The sequence below is a fragment of the Streptomyces sp. CY-1 genome (assembly GCF_047218265.1).
Classification (GTDB): domain Bacteria; phylum Actinomycetota; class Actinomycetes; order Streptomycetales; family Streptomycetaceae; genus Streptomyces; species Streptomyces niphimycinicus.
Genome location: NZ_CP178393.1, coordinates 10,238,982 through 10,254,746 on the forward strand (window position 1 = coordinate 10,238,982; position 15,765 = coordinate 10,254,746).

Annotated in this window: 13 protein-coding genes and 1 pseudogene; 7 read left to right on the plus strand and 7 right to left on the minus strand. The window is 71.1% G+C overall.

Features of this window, described 5'->3' with window-relative positions; translation table 11 throughout:
• Positions 1-387: 387 nt before the first annotated feature.
• A complete protein-coding gene (locus tag ACK1X7_RS43665) occupies positions 388-867 on the plus strand; it encodes a general stress protein (RefSeq protein WP_385153877.1) in 480 nt (159 codons plus the stop codon).
• Between the two features lie 250 nt (positions 868-1,117).
• Here the strand turns inward: ACK1X7_RS43665 and ACK1X7_RS43670 are convergent, their stop codons facing one another.
• Positions 1,118-1,240 carry a hypothetical protein gene (locus ACK1X7_RS43670; RefSeq protein WP_413116585.1) on the minus strand — a complete coding sequence of 41 codons (123 nt, stop codon included), beginning with the start codon at positions 1,238-1,240 and terminating at the stop codon, positions 1,118-1,120.
• A gap of 279 nt (positions 1,241-1,519) precedes the next feature.
• On the opposite strand from ACK1X7_RS43670, the gene ACK1X7_RS43675 reads away from it, so the two are divergent.
• Entirely contained in the window at positions 1,520-2,143 is a 624-nt protein-coding gene (locus tag ACK1X7_RS43675; RefSeq protein WP_413116586.1) for a DUF305 domain-containing protein, read from the plus strand.
• An 80-nt stretch (positions 2,144-2,223) separates the two neighbouring features.
• Here the strand turns inward: ACK1X7_RS43675 and ACK1X7_RS43680 are convergent, their stop codons facing one another.
• The 3 genes from ACK1X7_RS43680 to ACK1X7_RS43690 are packed head-to-tail and all read right to left on the minus strand — an operon-like array spanning position 2,224 to position 3,512.
• The gene (locus ACK1X7_RS43680) at positions 2,224-2,943 is read right to left on the minus strand and encodes a M56 family metallopeptidase (RefSeq protein ID WP_413116587.1); all 720 of its coding nucleotides are present in this window, start codon (positions 2,941-2,943) and stop codon (positions 2,224-2,226) included.
• 15 nt (positions 2,944-2,958) lie between these two features.
• Positions 2,959-3,147 (minus strand): hypothetical protein, encoded by a 189-nt coding sequence (locus ACK1X7_RS43685; RefSeq protein WP_398159542.1) that lies wholly within the window; start codon positions 3,145-3,147, stop codon positions 2,959-2,961.
• Positions 3,144-3,512, minus strand: coding sequence for a BlaI/MecI/CopY family transcriptional regulator (locus tag ACK1X7_RS43690; protein ID WP_059147558.1), 369 nt, complete (start codon positions 3,510-3,512; stop codon positions 3,144-3,146). The genes ACK1X7_RS43685 and ACK1X7_RS43690 overlap by 4 nt, the downstream gene beginning before the upstream one ends.
• Before the next feature lie 156 nt (positions 3,513-3,668).
• Between ACK1X7_RS43690 and ACK1X7_RS43695 the strand changes: the two are divergent.
• Positions 3,669-4,202: pseudogene (locus tag ACK1X7_RS43695) on the plus strand (TerD family protein); the annotation flags it as partial.
• A gap of 93 nt (positions 4,203-4,295) precedes the next feature.
• On the opposite strand, the gene ACK1X7_RS43700 reads toward ACK1X7_RS43695, so the two are convergent.
• Both ACK1X7_RS43700 and ACK1X7_RS43705 read right to left on the minus strand, forming a co-directional pair.
• Positions 4,296-5,165 (minus strand): hypothetical protein, encoded by an 870-nt coding sequence (locus ACK1X7_RS43700; RefSeq protein WP_413116588.1) that lies wholly within the window; start codon positions 5,163-5,165, stop codon positions 4,296-4,298.
• The gene (locus ACK1X7_RS43705) at positions 5,165-6,433 is read right to left on the minus strand and encodes a VWA domain-containing protein (protein ID WP_385158524.1); all 1,269 of its coding nucleotides are present in this window, start codon (positions 6,431-6,433) and stop codon (positions 5,165-5,167) included. The genes ACK1X7_RS43700 and ACK1X7_RS43705 overlap by 1 nt, the downstream gene beginning before the upstream one ends.
• Positions 6,434-6,600: 167 nt before the next feature.
• On the opposite strand from ACK1X7_RS43705, the gene ACK1X7_RS43710 reads away from it, so the two are divergent.
• Together ACK1X7_RS43710 and ACK1X7_RS43715 are read left to right on the plus strand one after the other, a co-directional pair.
• Complete coding sequence (locus ACK1X7_RS43710) at positions 6,601-9,387, plus strand: alpha/beta fold hydrolase (RefSeq protein ID WP_390794865.1); 2,787 nt, start codon at positions 6,601-6,603, stop codon at positions 9,385-9,387.
• Entirely contained in the window at positions 9,384-10,238 is an 855-nt protein-coding gene (locus tag ACK1X7_RS43715) for an ABC transporter permease (protein WP_385118894.1), read from the plus strand. The genes ACK1X7_RS43710 and ACK1X7_RS43715 overlap by 4 nt, the downstream gene beginning before the upstream one ends.
• Positions 10,239-10,296: 58 nt before the next feature.
• On the opposite strand, the gene ACK1X7_RS43720 is transcribed toward ACK1X7_RS43715, so the two are convergent.
• Positions 10,297-11,478 (minus strand): FAD-dependent monooxygenase, encoded by a 1,182-nt coding sequence (locus ACK1X7_RS43720; protein WP_390794866.1) that lies wholly within the window; start codon positions 11,476-11,478, stop codon positions 10,297-10,299.
• Between the two features lie 712 nt (positions 11,479-12,190).
• On the opposite strand from ACK1X7_RS43720, the gene ACK1X7_RS43725 reads away from it, so the two are divergent.
• Together ACK1X7_RS43725 and ACK1X7_RS43730 are read left to right on the plus strand one after the other, a co-directional pair.
• A complete protein-coding gene (locus ACK1X7_RS43725; protein WP_390794867.1) occupies positions 12,191-14,482 on the plus strand; it encodes a glycosyltransferase in 2,292 nt (763 codons plus the stop codon).
• The gene (locus ACK1X7_RS43730) at positions 14,479-15,735 is read left to right on the plus strand and encodes an acyltransferase family protein (RefSeq protein WP_413116589.1); all 1,257 of its coding nucleotides are present in this window, start codon (positions 14,479-14,481) and stop codon (positions 15,733-15,735) included. Before ACK1X7_RS43725 ends, ACK1X7_RS43730 begins: the two co-directional genes overlap by 4 nt.
• The last annotated feature ends 30 nt before the right edge of the window (positions 15,736-15,765 follow it).

A 15,765-nucleotide genomic window follows, 5' to 3' on the forward strand; every position in this document is an offset into this window, starting at 1 on the left:
GCGGCGTGGGGTCACCGCGTCAGCGTCAGCCGTACCTACGGCTACCGCTGTCAACGGTTAACCGTAAACGGATAGCGGGTCTCCTGGGACTCCCGGGAGAGGGAGCGGGCCCATGCGCCGACGACGCGAAAGGAAGCGGCCCCTTCCGGGAATGGCACGGTCTCGTGCCCGGGTGGGAAATGGGGGTCGACGGCGAGGAGCGGCGGGGAGAAGGGTGAAGAGGGCCGGGGAAATGCTCCGCGGATAGCCGCGCCGGTGTTCCGGATATCCGGCCGCGCGGACCATCCTCGGAGGTTCCGCCGCTTTCCCCTCGCTGCTCCCCGCCGCCTCTCCCGTTGCGAGGGGACAGGCGCGGGCGCACGCTCTCTTTGACGGAGGGAGACGGCGATGACCCAGCAACCGCCGTCGGAGGTGGTCGACCGCCCGGTCGTCGGCTCGTTTCCGACGTACGCCGGCGCCCAGCGCGCGGTCGACTTCCTGTCCGACAACAGGTTCCCGGTGGAACACATGGCGATCATCGGCTCGGACCTCCGGATGGTCGAGACGGTGCTGGGGCGGCTGACCAGGGGCCGTGCGGCGCTGGCGGGGGCCGGTACGGGGGCCTGGTTCGGACTGCTGGTCGGGCTGCTGCTGACCGTGTTCGCCGCCGGGGCCCACAACGTGATCTTGCTGCTGGTGAGCGGTCTCGTCTACGGCGCGGTGTTCGGTGCGATCTTCGGTTTCGTCGGGCATGCCATGACCCGGGGGGAGCGCGATTTCTCGTCCCGCAGCCAGATCGTGGCCGCGCGCTATGACGTGGTCGCGGATGCCCAGGTCGCCGACGAGGCGAAGAACATGCTGGCCAGGCTCGCGATGCGGGAGAGCTGAGCGGCTTCCGAGGGGTCTTCCGAGGGTCTTCCCGGGGTCCGTGCGCGTACTAACGGCATTAGGAGTAGGGTGTGGCTCCGAGAGATCGCGCCGACCCCCGAGGGGCGAAGGTGAACACCGGCAGGAGTGTGCGCGCGGACGGAGTCCTTCCGCGGCTCCTGCTCGTCGTCGTGCTCGCGCTCGGTGTCTTCGTCATGCGCACCCTGGGCCATCCCGACGGCGGATCCGGTGCGGGTGGGGGTCATGGGAGTCAGTCGGCGCACCATGCCTCCGGCGAGCTGCGCCCCGCCCCGTCCGCCGCGCCCGCCGAGGCCGGGCATGCCCCGGCCGCGCCCGAGACGAAGCCATGCGCACCCATGACCGGTATGGACATGGCCTCGCTATGTGTGGCGGCGCTCGGCGTCTGGGTGCTCGGGGCGCTCCTGAGCGCGGTCCTCGCCCGTCGGAGCGGTCCCCCGCCGAGGCTCCCCGTGGCGTGGGCCGTCGTCGCACGGCCCGACCCGCCATCCCGCGGACCTGGATTTAGGTCGAACCACGCGTAAAGCGCCGATGCGCCCCATGGGACAGTCAGCACTTGGCAAAAAGATATATATCGACATGACCGCATTCACGCATGTCCCCGCGTCGGCCGCTCCATCGCCGTCTCGCACTCGTGAGCGCCGTCGCCGCCGGAGGGCTGCTGCTCGCGGGCTGTGGCGGGAACGACGACGCGAAGGGTGTGGATCACGGGAGCGGGAAGGAGTCCACCGCCTCCGGGGTGACCGCGGGCTCCGCTGCGGGCACGTTCAATGACGCGGACGTCGGCTTCGCGCAGATGATGATCCCGCATCATGAGCAGGCCCTGACGATGGCCGCACTGGCCGATGGCCGGGCCTCGGACGCGCGGATCACCAGCCTGGCGGGGCGGATCGAGAAGGTGCGGGGCCCGGAGATCGCCACCCTGAAGTCCTGGCTCAAGGACTGGGGCAAGCCGGAGAAGGCGTCATCGGACGGTATGGACGGTATGGATGGCATGGGCCACGGTTCAAGCGGTAAGAGCGATATGGGCGGAATGATGTCCGAGAAGGACATGCGGAAGCTCGAGGCCGCCAAGGGGCCGGCCTTCGACCGCGCCTTTGCCCGCATGATGATCGACCATCACCAGGGCGCGATCGCCATGGCGAAGGACGAGAAGAAGAACGGCCGTAACGCCAAGGCCAAGAAGCTCGCCGACGACGTCGTCAAGAGCCAGTCCACCGAGGTCGCCACCCTGCGAACCCTCCTCGACCGGCTCTGATCCGCCTCCCGCCCCGCCGCCCCGGGTCCCGCGGTCCCTCCGCGTGGCACCGGGGCGGCCCCTTAGGCGCGCCGGGGCCGCTACCCCATCCCGGGAGCGCAGCCGAGCAGAGGGGGTGGCAGCGGTACGGCCACCGCGGCCGCCACCACCACGCCGCACAGTGCCGGATGCGGACGCCGCCGGGCCTCCAGCATCCGCCGCAGCCGGATCACGGCGTCCGGTCCGCCGACGCTGAAGGCCCCGCCGGGAGCATGGCCCGCGTGGCCCGCCGCCATCGCGTACGGGGCGGAGACGAGCGCTTCGCGCGGATGGCGGCGCAGGGCCCGGTCGTCCGCGGCCATCTCCAGCGGAAGTGCCGTCTGCGCCCTGGCCTCGCGCGCCGGCGGCAGCCACCGGAACACCCGGGCGAACGCCTCGGTGGCCGCCAGGGCCAGATGGTGGCGGCCCGCGATATGCGCGCGCTCATGCTCCAGTACGGACTCCAGTTGCGCGGGGGAGAGCAGCCTCAACGCGTGCGCGCTCACGACGATCCGCGGCCTGCGGCCGGGCAGGCGGTACGCCGCGGGCGTGTCATGGTCCAGCACGGTGGCGCGCCAGCGCGCCGAGCGCCGTCCGGCCATGTCCGGTACGCCCCGGTGGCGGGCGCGAACGCGCCGGGCCCGCAGCAGCTCATGGCCGAAGCGGACGGGCGGGAGCGGTGCCACCGAGGCCGATACGGCGACGGCCGGAACTCCGACCGGGCCCGTGCCCGGGATGCGGGCATCGAACGTCAACCCACAGAACTGGAGCAAGCCGGACATTCCATTATGAAGATGTCAAGTTGGGGTGACGAGGTGATAAGTGGTCAGAACCAGTGCGATGGTGAACGACAGGGCTAATCCATGCCAAACGGCAATCGCCAGACCGGGTGCGCGATGCGGCCAGGCGCTGCGCGCCAGCGCCTTCGGGGCCACCGGGCCGACCACGGCGGCGTAGCGGCCCAGGGTGGTGAGGGCGGCCGTCACGCCTGGGTCCGCCGCCCCGCGGCCCGCAGGGCCTTGCGCAGCGCGCTGACCTCCTCCGGGCCCATCTGCTCGACGAAGTGGGCGAGGGCGGCGGAGCGGTCCTCGCTGGTGCCGAGCGCGTCCTCCATCAGGGCCGCGGTGTACTCCTCGCGGCTGCGGACCGGCGAGTACACCCACGCCCGGCCCTCCTTGGCGCGCAGCAGCCAGCCCTTGTTGTAGAGGATGGAAGCGACGGTCATCACCGTGGTATAGGCGACCGGGCGGTGCTCATTGATGTCGTCCACGATCTCCCGCACTGTGGTGGGACGCTGCCAAGCCCAGAGGCGGTCCATGATCTCCGCCTCGAGCTCCCCCAACCGTCGCATGGACGCTTCCTTCCGCCGTTAGTACGGAGGCCCATAGTAGAGACCCCTCGGGGAGGCCCCGCACGCGGCCGTCGGAAAATCCTCAACTCGCCCTGCCCGCGATACGCTTGACGCCACGCGCATTCAACATCCGCACGGTTCGAGGGAAGGGAAGTCCGGGTGACTGGTCTCAACAAGGGGCTTCGGAAAATCGAGGTGGCGCTCAAGTGGGATCCGAGTCCCACCGGTGAGCCGCCCCATGATCTCGACATCGTGGCGGGGACGTACCGCGCCGCCGATCCGTTCGGCGAGCCCGCGTATCTCGTCCACTTCGACAGCCGCTCACCGGACGGCACCATCAACCTCAACAGGGACAGCCGCACTGGCCAGGGCCTTGGCGTCGACGAGTCCATGACCCTCGAGCTCGAACGGCTGTCGTCCGATTACTCGCGGGTGGTCGTCGGGGTGGTCATCCAGCGGAGCTCGGGCCGGAAGGCGTTCGGGGATGTTCCGAACACCAGCGTCCGGATTCTCAACGGATACACCGAGCTGATTAAGAGCGACTTCTCCGGTGTCTCAGAAGCCACTGCCGCCACGGTAGCGGTATTCACCCGTGACGACTCGGGGGAATGGGGAATGCAGGGCGCAATTCGTGGATTCGACACGGATCCCGAAGACTTTGGGCGGCTCATGGGCCAGGACTATTCCTGAGGGCCCGGGCGACCGGGGTCCGGGGAGGCGCGCGGCCCGCACGGTGAAGGTGCGGGCCGCGCGCCAATTCCGGACATCGGGTCAGATATCGGGTCAGGTGTCGCCCGGCGGACGGCCGGGGAAGCGCGGCCCCCGGATGAGGGTGTAGCCGCCCACCCCGGCGAGCGCCGCCAGCGCCGCGCCGATCACGGTCCACACCCACCGGTCCGACCACCAGCCGGAGCCCCAGCCGTCCTCCGGCTCGGCGACCGCGTGCGGGATCTCCCCGCCCTTGTCGTCCGCGGAGTCCGAGGACGTGTCGCCCGGCGCCTCGGAGTCCGCGCCGGAGCCCGTGCCGGGGGCCGTTCCGGACCGCAGCACCGGATTGAGCGGGGACACGTCCCCGCCGTCGGCGTGTGCCCCGCCCGCGTCCGGTACGGACGCCTCCACCGCGGCGTCGATCGGCAGCCCGAGGTCCTCGGCCGGCAGATCGACGACGGTGAGCCGCACGTAATAGGCGCCCTGGAGAGGGTCGTTGGCCCAGCGCTCGGACCAGGACCGCACCTGGCGCAGGGTGCAGCTCACGGTGACCGACCGGTCCTGCTGGGCCGCCCGGCGCGCCGGGGTGCCCGAGGCGCACGCCTGGTGGCGGCGCAGACCGTCGTAGACATCGAGCTGCCAGGTGGCGCTGCCGTGCCGGCTCGAACCGTCGGGCAGCTTCAGCTCTGCCTCGACCTTGGGGGTCTGCCCGGCGGCGGCCGGGAACACCCAGTACAGATAGTCGCCGGTGGAGGCCGCCGCGGTGGCCTTCTCACCGGGCTTGATCTCGGTGGCGGTACGGAAGTTCGTGCCCGCCTCGGTGGGGGCGCTGTCCTTCTTGTCGTCCGCGCCGTCCGTGCCGTCGGCGGCGGCCGGGGCGGCGGCGGTCAGCCAGGCCGCGGCACACAGGGTGAGCGCGGCGCCCACGGTACGCAGGGCTCGCATCAGTTGGACCTCCAGACGGTGACACGCCAGCGGGCCAGCCAGCCCCACAGCAACCCCGCGAGCAGCCCGCCCACGGTGAGCACGCCCAGCAGCATCCAGCCGCGGCCCAGGCCGAAGGCGGCCACATCGGCGGGCGGATCGTCGTTGCCGACCACATCGACGGCGAGCTCCACCGGAAGGCCCGGAGTGCGCTTGACGGAAGCGGGCGCGGAGAAGGACTGGCTCAGCTCCAGGCACACCGTCCGCGCGGTCTTGTCCTCGTCGTCGTCCACATCGGCGACCGGATAGCGCAGCCCGCTGGAGATGACGTCCGTACGGCCGCTGCCCGCCTCGCTGCCGCGCACCAGCTCCCGGCCGCCGGGGGTCATCGCGCGCAGCAGAATGCCGTAGTCCGGGTCGACGGCCCGGTCCACGGCCACGCTCGTCGCGGCCCGCAGCTCCTGACCTGGCGCCACGCGCATCCGGTACCAGCGGTGTTCGCCGAAGCTCTCCCGGTCGCTGTAGAGGCCGGAGCCCAGGTACGGGGCCTTCGCGCACTGTGCCGCGCCTTGCACCGGTGTGGGCGTCTGCACGGGAGTGTCGGCGGAGCGCCGGACAAGCTGCTTGATACGGCTGGAGAGCTGGTCCCGGTGCTGGATCGCCGTATAGGTGCCACCGGTGGCCTCGGCGATGCAACTGAGCTGCTCGCGGACCTTGCGGTCCAGCGTCAGCCCGAGCGTGTCGACGACCAGATGGGTTCCCTGGGCGGCCAGTTCACGAGCCACATCACACGGGTCGGGCTGACCGCAGGAGTCCTCGCCGTCCGTGATCAGCACGATCCGGCGGGTCCCGTCGCCGCTGGAGAGGTCCTTGGACGCGCCGCGCAGCGCGAGCCCGATGGGCGTCCAGCCGGTGGGGCGCAGCGTGGCGACGGCCGCCTTGGCCTCGGTGCGGTCGACCTGGCCCACCGGGTAGAGCCGCTCGCTGTCCCGGCAGCCGGCCACGCGGTCCTTGCCCGGGTAGTTGGCGCCGAGGGTGCGGATGCCCAGCCGCACCTCCTCGGGAGTGGCGTCCAGCACCTCGTTGAACGCCTGTTTCGCTGCCGCCATCCGGGTGTCGCCGTCGACGTCGCGGGCCCGCATGGAGCCGCTGACGTCGAGCACCAGCTCGACCTTCGGGGAATCGGGAGCCGGTTCGCCGGCCATCGCGGCGGGAGGGGATATCAGGCCGCAGGCGAGGGCCGCGAGCAGCCCCAACGCGCCTGTCGCCAGACGTTTCTTTATGATCACCGGCGCATCTTATGGAGCTTCATCTGACGGATCCAAAAGCCCGGCCGCCGCGGCCGGGGGCATACCGCACCGGGTGTACGGCGGGTGTCCGGGTACTCCCCCGGGAGGGGGCGAGAATCCGTCTGGTGTCAGCTCCGGCGTTCGCATCCTCCTCTTAGGGTTGCGGTATGGATCTCCGAAAGACCCGGCTGCGAGGCCGGCGCCTGGCCGCCGCCGTGGCCGCCGCGGCCGTCCTCGCGGGCGCGGGCACCTGGGCGGCCGCCGCCTCCGACGACCGGCCGGCCGTGCACCGCCAGGACCGCGTGCTGGACATGCCGGGGGCGCGCATCGACACCTCGTACTTCACCTCGGGCAGCGGCCGCAGGCCCGCGGTCCTGCTCGCCCACGGCTTCGGCGGCAGCAAGGACGACGTACGCGAGCGGGCCGAGGGGCTGGCCCGCGACGGATACGCCGTGCTCACCTGGTCGGCGCGTGGATTCGGCAGATCCACGGGGAAGATCGGGCTGAACGACCCGGACCATGAGGTGGCCGATGCCCGGCGGCTGATCGACTGGCTGGCGAAACGCCCCGAGGTGCGGCTCGACGGCCAGGGCGACCCCCGGGTGGGCGTCGCCGGCGCCTCCTACGGCGGGGCGGTCTCCCTGCTCGCCGCCGGATACGACCGCCGGGTGGACGCCATCGCGCCCGAGATCACCTACTGGAACCTCGCCGACGCGCTCTTCCCGAACGGGGTCTACAAGAAGCTCTGGACCGGGCTGTTCTTCACCACCGGCTCGGCCGACCTCACCCGGGCCCAGGGCGGCCAGGAGGATGCGAACGGCGGAATGGGCCGGTCGGGCGCGGGCGGCGCGAACGGCGGGGCGGGCCAGGGAGTCCGGGCGGACCCGGGAGACGCGAACGGCGAACGGGGCGAGAGCGGCGGTAAGGCCCTGGGAGGCCAGGGCTGTGGCCGCTTCGAGAAGCGGCTGTGCGAGATGTACGAGCGGGTCGCGGTCGCCGGAAAGCCCGATGCCGCCGCCCGCCGGATGCTCGAGGCCCGCAGCCCGTCCGCCGTGGCCGGCCGGATCAAGGTCCCCACGCTGATCCTCCAGGGACAGGCCGACTCCCTCTTCCCGCTCGGCCAGGCCGACGAGATGGCGAAGGCGATCCGGGCCACCGGGGCGCCGGTCGCCGTCGACTGGACCGCCGGAGGACATGACGGCGGCGACCGCGAGACCTCGCGGGTGGCGGCCCGCACCCGGGCCTGGTTCGACCGCTACCTCAAGGGCGACAAGGGCACCGACACCGGGCCCGCCTTCCGGATCAGCCGCACCGGCGGCATCGACACCACCAACGGCGCGCTCCAACTGCGCGGCGCCACCGGCGACCGCTACCCGGGCCTGGCCGACGGCACCCGGAAGGTGGCACTGCCCGGACGCGAGCAGTCGTTCGCCAACCCGCCCGGGGCGGGGCCGCCCTCCATCTCCACGGTGCCGGGCGTGGCCGGGCTGTCCCAGGCGTCCTCGCTCGGCGTCGGCCTCTCCCTCGACATCCCCGGCCAGTTCGCGCGGTTCGACTCGGCGCGGCTGGACCGGCCCCTGCGCATCACCGGATCGCCCGAGGTGAAGGTGCGGGTCAAGGCCGACACGGATGACGCCGTCCTGTTCGCCAAGGTCTACGACGTGGGGCCGGACGGACAGCAGGTGCTGCCCGAGCAACTGGTCACGCCGCTGCGCGTCACGGGTGCGAAGCAGGGCCGTACCGTCACCGTGCGGCTGCCCGCCGTCGACCACGAGCTCATCGCGGGCCACCGGCTGCGGCTGGTCCTGGCCTCCACCGACCTCGGCTACGCCTCGCCGACCGAGCCCGCCACCTACACGGTCGGGCTCGTGGACGGCGGCCTGACGGTCCCCACCGCTCCCGTGGTGCACACCCAGCCCGCCCCGCTGCCCGCCTGGGTGTGGGGGCTGCCGCTGGCCGCGGCCGTGGTGGCGCTCGTGCTGGTGCTGACCGGCAGGCGGCGTACGGCCACTCCCGCGCCCGACCCCGAACTGGCCGAGGTGCCCCTGGAGATCACCGGTCTCAGCAAGCGCTACGCCAAGTCCGCCGACCGCTACGCGGTACGCGAGTTGTCCTTCCGCGTAGAGAAGGGGCAGGTGCTCGGACTCCTCGGGCCCAACGGCGCGGGCAAGACCACCACCTTGCGCATGCTGATGGGGCTCATCGCCCCCGACGAGGGCGAGATCCGGGTCTTCGGCCAGGCCATCAGGCCCGGTGCGCCCGTGCTCTCCCGCGTCGGCGCCTTCGTCGAGGGAGCGGGCTTCCTGCCGCATCTGACCGGCAGCGCCAACCTGGAGCTGTACTGGCGGGCCACCGGCCGCCCCGCCGCCGACGCCCATATCGAGGAGGCGCTCAAGATCGCGGGCCTGGGCGGCGCGCTGGAGCGTGCGGTACGCACCTACTCCCAGGGCATGCGGCAGCGGCTCGCCATCGCCCAGGCCATGCTGGGCCTGCCCGATCTGCTGATCCTCGACGAACCGACCAACGGCCTGGACCCGCCGCAGATCCGCGAGATGCGCGAGGTGATGATCCGGTACGCCGCCGAGGGGCGCACGGTGATCGTTTCCAGCCATCTCCTGGCGGAGGTCGAGCAGTCCTGCACCCATCTGGTCGTCATGGACCGGGGCCGGCTCATCCAGGCGGGCCCGGTCGGCGAGATCACCGGCAACGGCGGCAGTGTGCTCGTGGGCCACGACGGCGAGCTGAGCGAGGTCCACATCGACAAGGTGAACACGCTGCCCGGCATCGTCTCCGCCGCCCGCACCGCCGACGGACTGCTCGTCCAGCTCGACGGGACCACCCCGGCCCGGCTGCTCGCCGAACTGGTGCGGCTGGAGATCCCGGTGACCAGCTTCGGGCCCAACCGGCGCCTGGAAGACGCCTTCTTGACGCTGATTGCAGGAGGATCCGCGTGAGCTCCCTGTCCCAGGTCGCGCCCGGCTACCGGGCCCACCACACCCTGCCGCTGCGGGTGGAGGCCGTACGGCAACTGCGCCGCCGCCGGACCCTGGTCATGGCGCTGGTGCTGGCGCTGCTGCCGTTCGTCCTCGTCGTCGCGTTCGCCATCGGCGGCGCCCCCGAGGGGCAGGAGGACCGGGTCACCCTGATGGCCACGGCCACCGCCTCCGGCGCCAACCTCGCCGCCACCGCGCTGTTCGTCTCGGCCGCCTTTCTGCTGGTGGTGCCGGTGGCGCTGTTCTGCGGCGACACCGTGGCCGCCGAGGCGAGCTGGTCCTCGCTGCGCTATCTGCTGGCCGCGCCCGTGCCCCGGGCCCGGCTGCTGGGGAGCAAGCTGGCGGTGGCCCTCGCGTTCAGCGCGGCCGCCATGGTGCTGCTGCCGCTGGTCGCGCTCGCGGTGGGCACCGTCGCATACGGCTGGGGGCCGCTGGAGATGCCCACGGGCGGTGAACTGCCGATCGGGGACGCCCTCGTCCGGCTCGCCCTCGTGGTGCTGTACATCTTCCTGTCCCAGTTGGTCACGGCCGCCCTCGCGTTCTGGCTCTCGACCGTCACCGACGCGCCGCTGGGCGCGGTGGGCGGTGCGGTGGGGCTCACCATCGTGGGCAATGTGCTGGACGCGGTCACGGCACTCGGCTCCTGGCGCGACTTCCTGCCCGCGCACTGGCAGTTCGCGTGGGCGGACGCACTCCAGCCCCATATGGAGTGGGGCGGAATGGTGAAGGGCGTCTCGGTGTCGGTTGCCTACGCGCTGGTGTTCCTCGCGTTCGCCTTCCGTGGCTTCGGCCGCAAGGACGTGGTGTCCTAGCCGGTCACGGGCCCACGGCCACGTCCAGGGCCACGGCCACCACCGTCGGGCGGCCCGGTCAGTAGTCCTTGAGGGTGTAGGAGTTGACCACCTCGTAGAAGCCGTCACCGATATTGGTCGGGTTGGTGTCGGGCTCCTGCCCGTGCGATGCGGTCTCCGCGTCCTTCCGCGCCTTCTGGTCCAGCGCGAGCTGCTGGTTGGCCGCCGCATAGCCCCGCAGCTCGCGCTCATAGGCGGCGAAGGCCGTGGTGTGGTCGCCGCCGGCGGCCTTGAGCTCGCCCGCCAGGACATAGGCGCCGACCATGGCCACGCTGGTGCTCTGCCCGGACATCGGCGAGCCGCAGTAACCGGCGTCGCCGACCAGGGTCACCCGGCCACGGGACCAGGAGTCCATATGGATCTGGGCCGCCACGTCGAGGTGGAAGTCGGGCGCCCCCCACATGTACTCCAGCAGCCGTGGCATCTCCCAGCGCGCGTCCCGGTACCGCTCGGCCACCAGCCGCTTCTGATCCGAGACGGTCCGGGAGCCGAGGAACTCGGCGGGCGGTTCGTCCGAGTCGATGCCGATGTAGACCCGGGCCTCGGTGTTCTCGCGGACGCTCATCATCATGCCGCCCCAGACGTCGCCGGGCATCTGGTAGATGACCTCCCAGCGGTCCAGGCCCAGATAGTTCGGCACCGTCCACACGCCCAGATAGCCCCCCATATGGTGAAGGAATTTCTCCTCCGGGCCGAAGACCAGCGCCCGGGTGGAGGAGTGCACCCCGTCGGCCGCCACCACGATGTCGAAGGCGCGCGAACCGCCCCGGTGGAAGGTGACCGCCACCTCATGGGGGCCCTGGGCGAGCGAGGCGATGGAATCGTTGAAGAGGTACTCGATCCCGTCGCCGCCCGCGGCCAGCAGAACCGAGGACAGATCGTCCCGGAGAATCTCCACGTCGGGGCTGTCGAGAAAGCCGCCACTCGCGGTGCGCTCGGTTGTGCTGAACAGCTCTTTTCCGTCGCCGTCGACCATCGACATACCGCGCAGCCCGGTGCGGCGCGCCCGGACCTCCGCCAGCACACCCATGCGCTCGCACACCTCCAGCGCCGGGCCTCGTACGTCGATCGCCTGTCCGCCCGGGCGCGGGCCCGCGGCGCGCTCCACCACGGTGACCTGGAAGCCATGGTGGTCCAGCCAGTAGGCGAGGGCGGGCCCGGCGATACTGGCGCCGGAGATCAGGACCCGGGTATTGCGCATGGGTGTTGTCCCTTCCGAATTCAACCACCGAATGTGGTGCCTGGAAAAAGACTGGCCGCGGGCACCGACATCGCACCGACGTGGCGCCGACGCCGGGTCGATGACCCGCCGACGCCCCGCCGACGCCGTACCGACGTGGGCTCCGACACCCCCGCGCCGTAGGCAAGTTGGGGCCAATGGCCATCGGCCCGTGGGAACGCCGAACTCTCTCATCGGTTAATGAGAGTGTTACTTCGATGTGTTGTGTGGTTCCGTAGTGATCGATGAGACTAAGGATTCCGACCGGTCAGCCTAAAAGATCGGTCGACCCGCACTGGTGACGTTCGGTCCGCCCCCCACGATCCGAACAGGATGGGACCTTATGCGCAATTCGCTGGAGCACGTTCGCGTGTCCACCGCCGCCGTCACGTCCGTCTGCCCGAGACCCCGCCGGAGACCTCACCTCTCCCCGCGCGGATCGGCCACGGTAGCGGCGTAGCCGCCTCTCACCACTCACCGAACGGCGGATCGCCCCGGCCTTCCCGGCGACGCCGTCCTCCGGCCTGCCCGTAGCCGCATGCCCATGCGCGCATGCCCACGGGCCACGTGGTCTGCCCTGACCCCGGCCGGAACGTCCGCGCGCCCACGGCCCGTTCGGTGACGCATGTCTTTCAGAAAGGAACCTCAGGTGCTTACTTCGCACCACCCACGATCACGCGAATACCAGCAACCCGTGCCCGCCGCTCGCGGCGATGTGGCGGGGCCGAGCGGGCATGTGCTGGCGGTCGGCACACCGGGTCCCAGACTCGACAAGCTGACCCGGACACTCGTCTCGACCGGGCATGAGGTGAGCCATGCGGAGCCCGGCGACGTCAGCCGTCAGATGCGGCAATCCCCTCCGGACGCGATCGTCGCCCTGGACGGCGCCGGCGACGGGCTGGACCTGATACGCGAGGTCCGCGCCGTGCCCGCGGGACGGGCGCTTCCCCTGCTCATGGTCACCTCCGACCCCGGTCCCGTCGGCGTCGCCGACATGCTGCGCGGCGGCGCCGACGACTGCCTGCCGGACAGCTCCGACCCCGTCGAGCTGTCCGCCCGGATCGAGGCCAAGCTGCGCCGGGTTCCGGTCCCCGTCGAGAATCTGCTGCTCGACCCGCGCACCGGCCTGTACTCCCAGCCCCACTTCCTGGGCGAACTCGACCGCGAACTCAAGCGGGTCGACGACAGCCGCGTCGGTGGTGTCGTCGCCATGGTCGGCGTCGCCGAGATAGCCGCCCTCGAAGCCCGGCTGGGGCCGCGGGTGCGCCGTGAGGTCGCCGAACGTCTCGCCGGAGTGGCGGAGAAACTGGGCGGCGTCTGCGACCGGCTCGGCTGGGACGACGACGGCCATCTGCTGATGCTCATGCCCGGTGTGGACGAGGACACCGCGCGCGGCGAACTCCAGAAGTTCGCCAACGCGGTGGCCGGGACCCGCTTCGTGGTCGCCGATGAGAACGTACGGCTGACCCCGGCGATCGGCTGGACCCCGCTGGCCGACTGCCCGGACCGCGCCCAGGCCGTCGCCAACTCCCGCAACGCGGTGGACGAATCGATCCGCCACCGGGATCTGCGGCCGGTCAAGTACGCGGCGTGGATGCGCGGCAGCCACCGCCGCCGCCGTCCGCTGGCCACCGCGCTGCGCGCCCTGCTGTCGGCGCTCTCGCCCATCCTGGTGCTGCTCTTCGGCGTGGGCATCCCCTTCGTCTTCTACCAGCAGATGTACGAACTGGGCTGGGACGTCGGCTCGGCCGCCTACTGGGTCGTGGTGTCCGGGCTGGTGCTCTCCGCCGCGATGATCGTGCTGGAGTGCCTCTTCTCGCTCGACGCCAAACCCCGGCCCGAACAGCCGGCCCAGCCGTATCCGCCGGCCAGCGCCGTCATCGCCGCGTATCTGCCCAATGAGGCCGCGACCATCGTCGACACCATCGAGTCCTTTCTGCGCCTGGACTACCCCAACGAGCTGGAGATCGTGCTCGCGTACAACACGCCGCACCCCATGCCCGTCGAGGAGACCCTGCGGGAGATGGCCCGCCGCGACCCGCGGCTGGTGCTGATGCCGGTGGCGGGCAGCACCTCCAAGGCGCAGAACGTCAACGCCGCGGTCACCCGGGTGCGCGGTGAGTTCGTCGGCATCTTCGACGCCGACCACCACCCGGTGCCCGACGCCTTCCAGCACGCCTGGCACTGGCTCTCGAACGGCTACGACGTGGTCCAGGGCCACTGTGTGATCCGCAACGGCGAGAGCTCCTGGGTCGCCAAGCTGGTGGGCGTGGAGTTCGAGGCCATCTACGCCGTCAGCCACCCCGGCCGGACCCGGCTCTACACCTTCGGTGTCTTCGGCGGCTCCAACGGCTTCTGGCGCACCGATCTGCTCGCCAGGACCCGGATGCACGGCACGATGCTCACCGAGGACATCGACTCCTCGATGCGTGCCCTCCACGAGGGAGCCAGGATCGCCACCGACCGGACGCTCATCTCCCGCGAACTGGCGCCCACCACCCTCAAGGCGCTGTGGAACCAGCGGTCGCGCTGGGCCCAGGGCTGGCTCCAGGTGTCGCTGAAGTATCTGTGGCGCGGGCTGCGCTCGCCGGCCTTCACCGCCCGCCAGAAGGCGGGGCTGCTGGTGCTGCTGGGCTGGCGTGAGATCCAGCCGTGGCTGACCCTCCAGATCCTGCCCGTGCTGCTGTACTCGGCGTGGCGGGCGGGCGGCGTGGACCAGCTCGACTGGGCGGTGCCGGTCTGCCTGCTGGCCACCCTGTTCACCCTCTCCGCCGGACTGGTCCAGGCGCTGTTCGCATGGCGGCTCGCGGTGCCCGAACTGCGCCGCCGCAGGGCGTGGTTCTGGCGGTATCTGCTGGTGTCCACCTTCTTCTACAGCCACTTCAAGAACATCGTGGCCCGTCAGTCGCTGCTCAAGGAGGTGCTGCGGGACCGCCAGTGGCGGGTCACCCCGCGGCCCGGCGAGAAGGCGGTGAAGCGGACATGAGCACGGCGTCCACCACCCTCACCACCGCACCCGCCACCGTCCGCCGGCCGGTCAACGGCACACCCGCCAAGGGCGCGCCCTCCCGGAACCGGAGGAACGCGGAGATCCAGGGCTTCCGGGGCATGGCGGCCCTCCTCACGGTCGTCTTCCACGTCTGGCAGCAGTACTTCACCTACGACCGGGACGGCGCCCACTCACCGGTGCCCAACCGGTACGCGAACGCGCTGGTGTCGCTGGAGGTCATCGACTTCTTCTTCGTGCTGTCCGCGTATCTGCTGACACTGTCCTACGCACGGGCGGCGATCGAGGGGGGCTCGACCCGCCCCGGCCGGGTGTTCCTCTTCCGGCGGGCCATCCGGATCATTCCGCTGTACTTCCTGGCGGTCCTGTGCGTCTGGGCCACCCGCAACCCCACGCTGCCCGGTGAGTGGTCCGATCTGGTGCACCATCTCACCTTCACCCAGGTCTTCGACCAGGAGCAGATCTTCTACACCATCGGCCCCACCTGGTCGTTGTCGCTGGAAATCATGTTCTATCTGGCGCTGGTGGGACTCGGCCCGCTGGCCGCCCGCGTCTGCCGTCCGCTGCGCAAGCGGGCCTCCCGGGTGGCGGTGTGCGCCGCCGGATGTGCCCTGCTGTACATCGGGCCGTTCATCTGGATCGCGGTCGCCCGCTATGTGCTGGAGATCCCGCACACCGAATGGCCGGTGTACTTCGGACCGCAGGCCCGCTTCGGAGGGTTCGCGGCGGGCATGGGCCTGGCCGTGATGATGGTCGCCCTCGGCGACCGGGGCCGGCTCCACGCGAAGGTGGCGATCCCGCTGCGGGTGGCCGCCCTCCTGGGGCTGTATCTGCTGTCCTGGTCCGGTACGGAGTCGGAGGACTTCCCGACCACCTTCTACCATCCGCTGTCCGCCCTGCTGTGGATGGTGTTGCTGTACAGCACCATCCATGTGCGGCGGCAGGGGCGGTGGCACACATGGCTCACGGCCCGCTGGCTCACCGGCGCCGGGCTGGCCAGCTACAGCCTCTTCGTCTGGCATGAGCCGATCATGCTGGGCCTGTACAACGCCGGGCTGCTGCCCCCCGACGGCCAGGCGGGCTTCCCGCTGGCCGTGGTCATCGTGCTGGTGGTGGCCGTGGCCGCCGCCGCGGTGAGCTACTGGCTCATCGAGTACCCGGCGAGCCTGCTCGGAAAGCTCAAGGACGGCCAGGGCCGTTCACGCGACTTCTATCCGGAGGCCGCGCGCTAGCCATGGACAAACGTTCCCCGGTGTACGGGT

Coding starts and splice junctions, on each gene's coding strand:
- ACK1X7_RS43665 (WP_385153877.1), top strand. CDS start 388: ATGACCCAGCAACCGCCGTCGGAGGTGGTCGACCGCCCGGTCGTCGGC.
- ACK1X7_RS43670 (WP_413116585.1), bottom strand. CDS start 1,240: ATGTCCATACCGGTCATGGGTGCGCATGGCTTCGTCTCGGGCGCGGCC.
- ACK1X7_RS43680 (WP_413116587.1), bottom strand. CDS start 2,943: ATGTCCGGCTTGCTCCAGTTCTGTGGGTTGACGTTCGATGCCCGCATC.
- ACK1X7_RS43690 (WP_059147558.1), bottom strand. CDS start 3,512: ATGCGACGGTTGGGGGAGCTCGAGGCGGAGATCATGGACCGCCTCTGG.
- ACK1X7_RS43700 (WP_413116588.1), bottom strand. CDS start 5,165: ATGCGAGCCCTGCGTACCGTGGGCGCCGCGCTCACCCTGTGTGCCGCG.
- ACK1X7_RS43710 (WP_390794865.1), top strand. CDS start 6,601: ATGGATCTCCGAAAGACCCGGCTGCGAGGCCGGCGCCTGGCCGCCGCC.
- ACK1X7_RS43720 (WP_390794866.1), bottom strand. CDS start 11,478: ATGCGCAATACCCGGGTCCTGATCTCCGGCGCCAGTATCGCCGGGCCC.
- ACK1X7_RS43730 (WP_413116589.1), top strand. CDS start 14,479: ATGAGCACGGCGTCCACCACCCTCACCACCGCACCCGCCACCGTCCGC.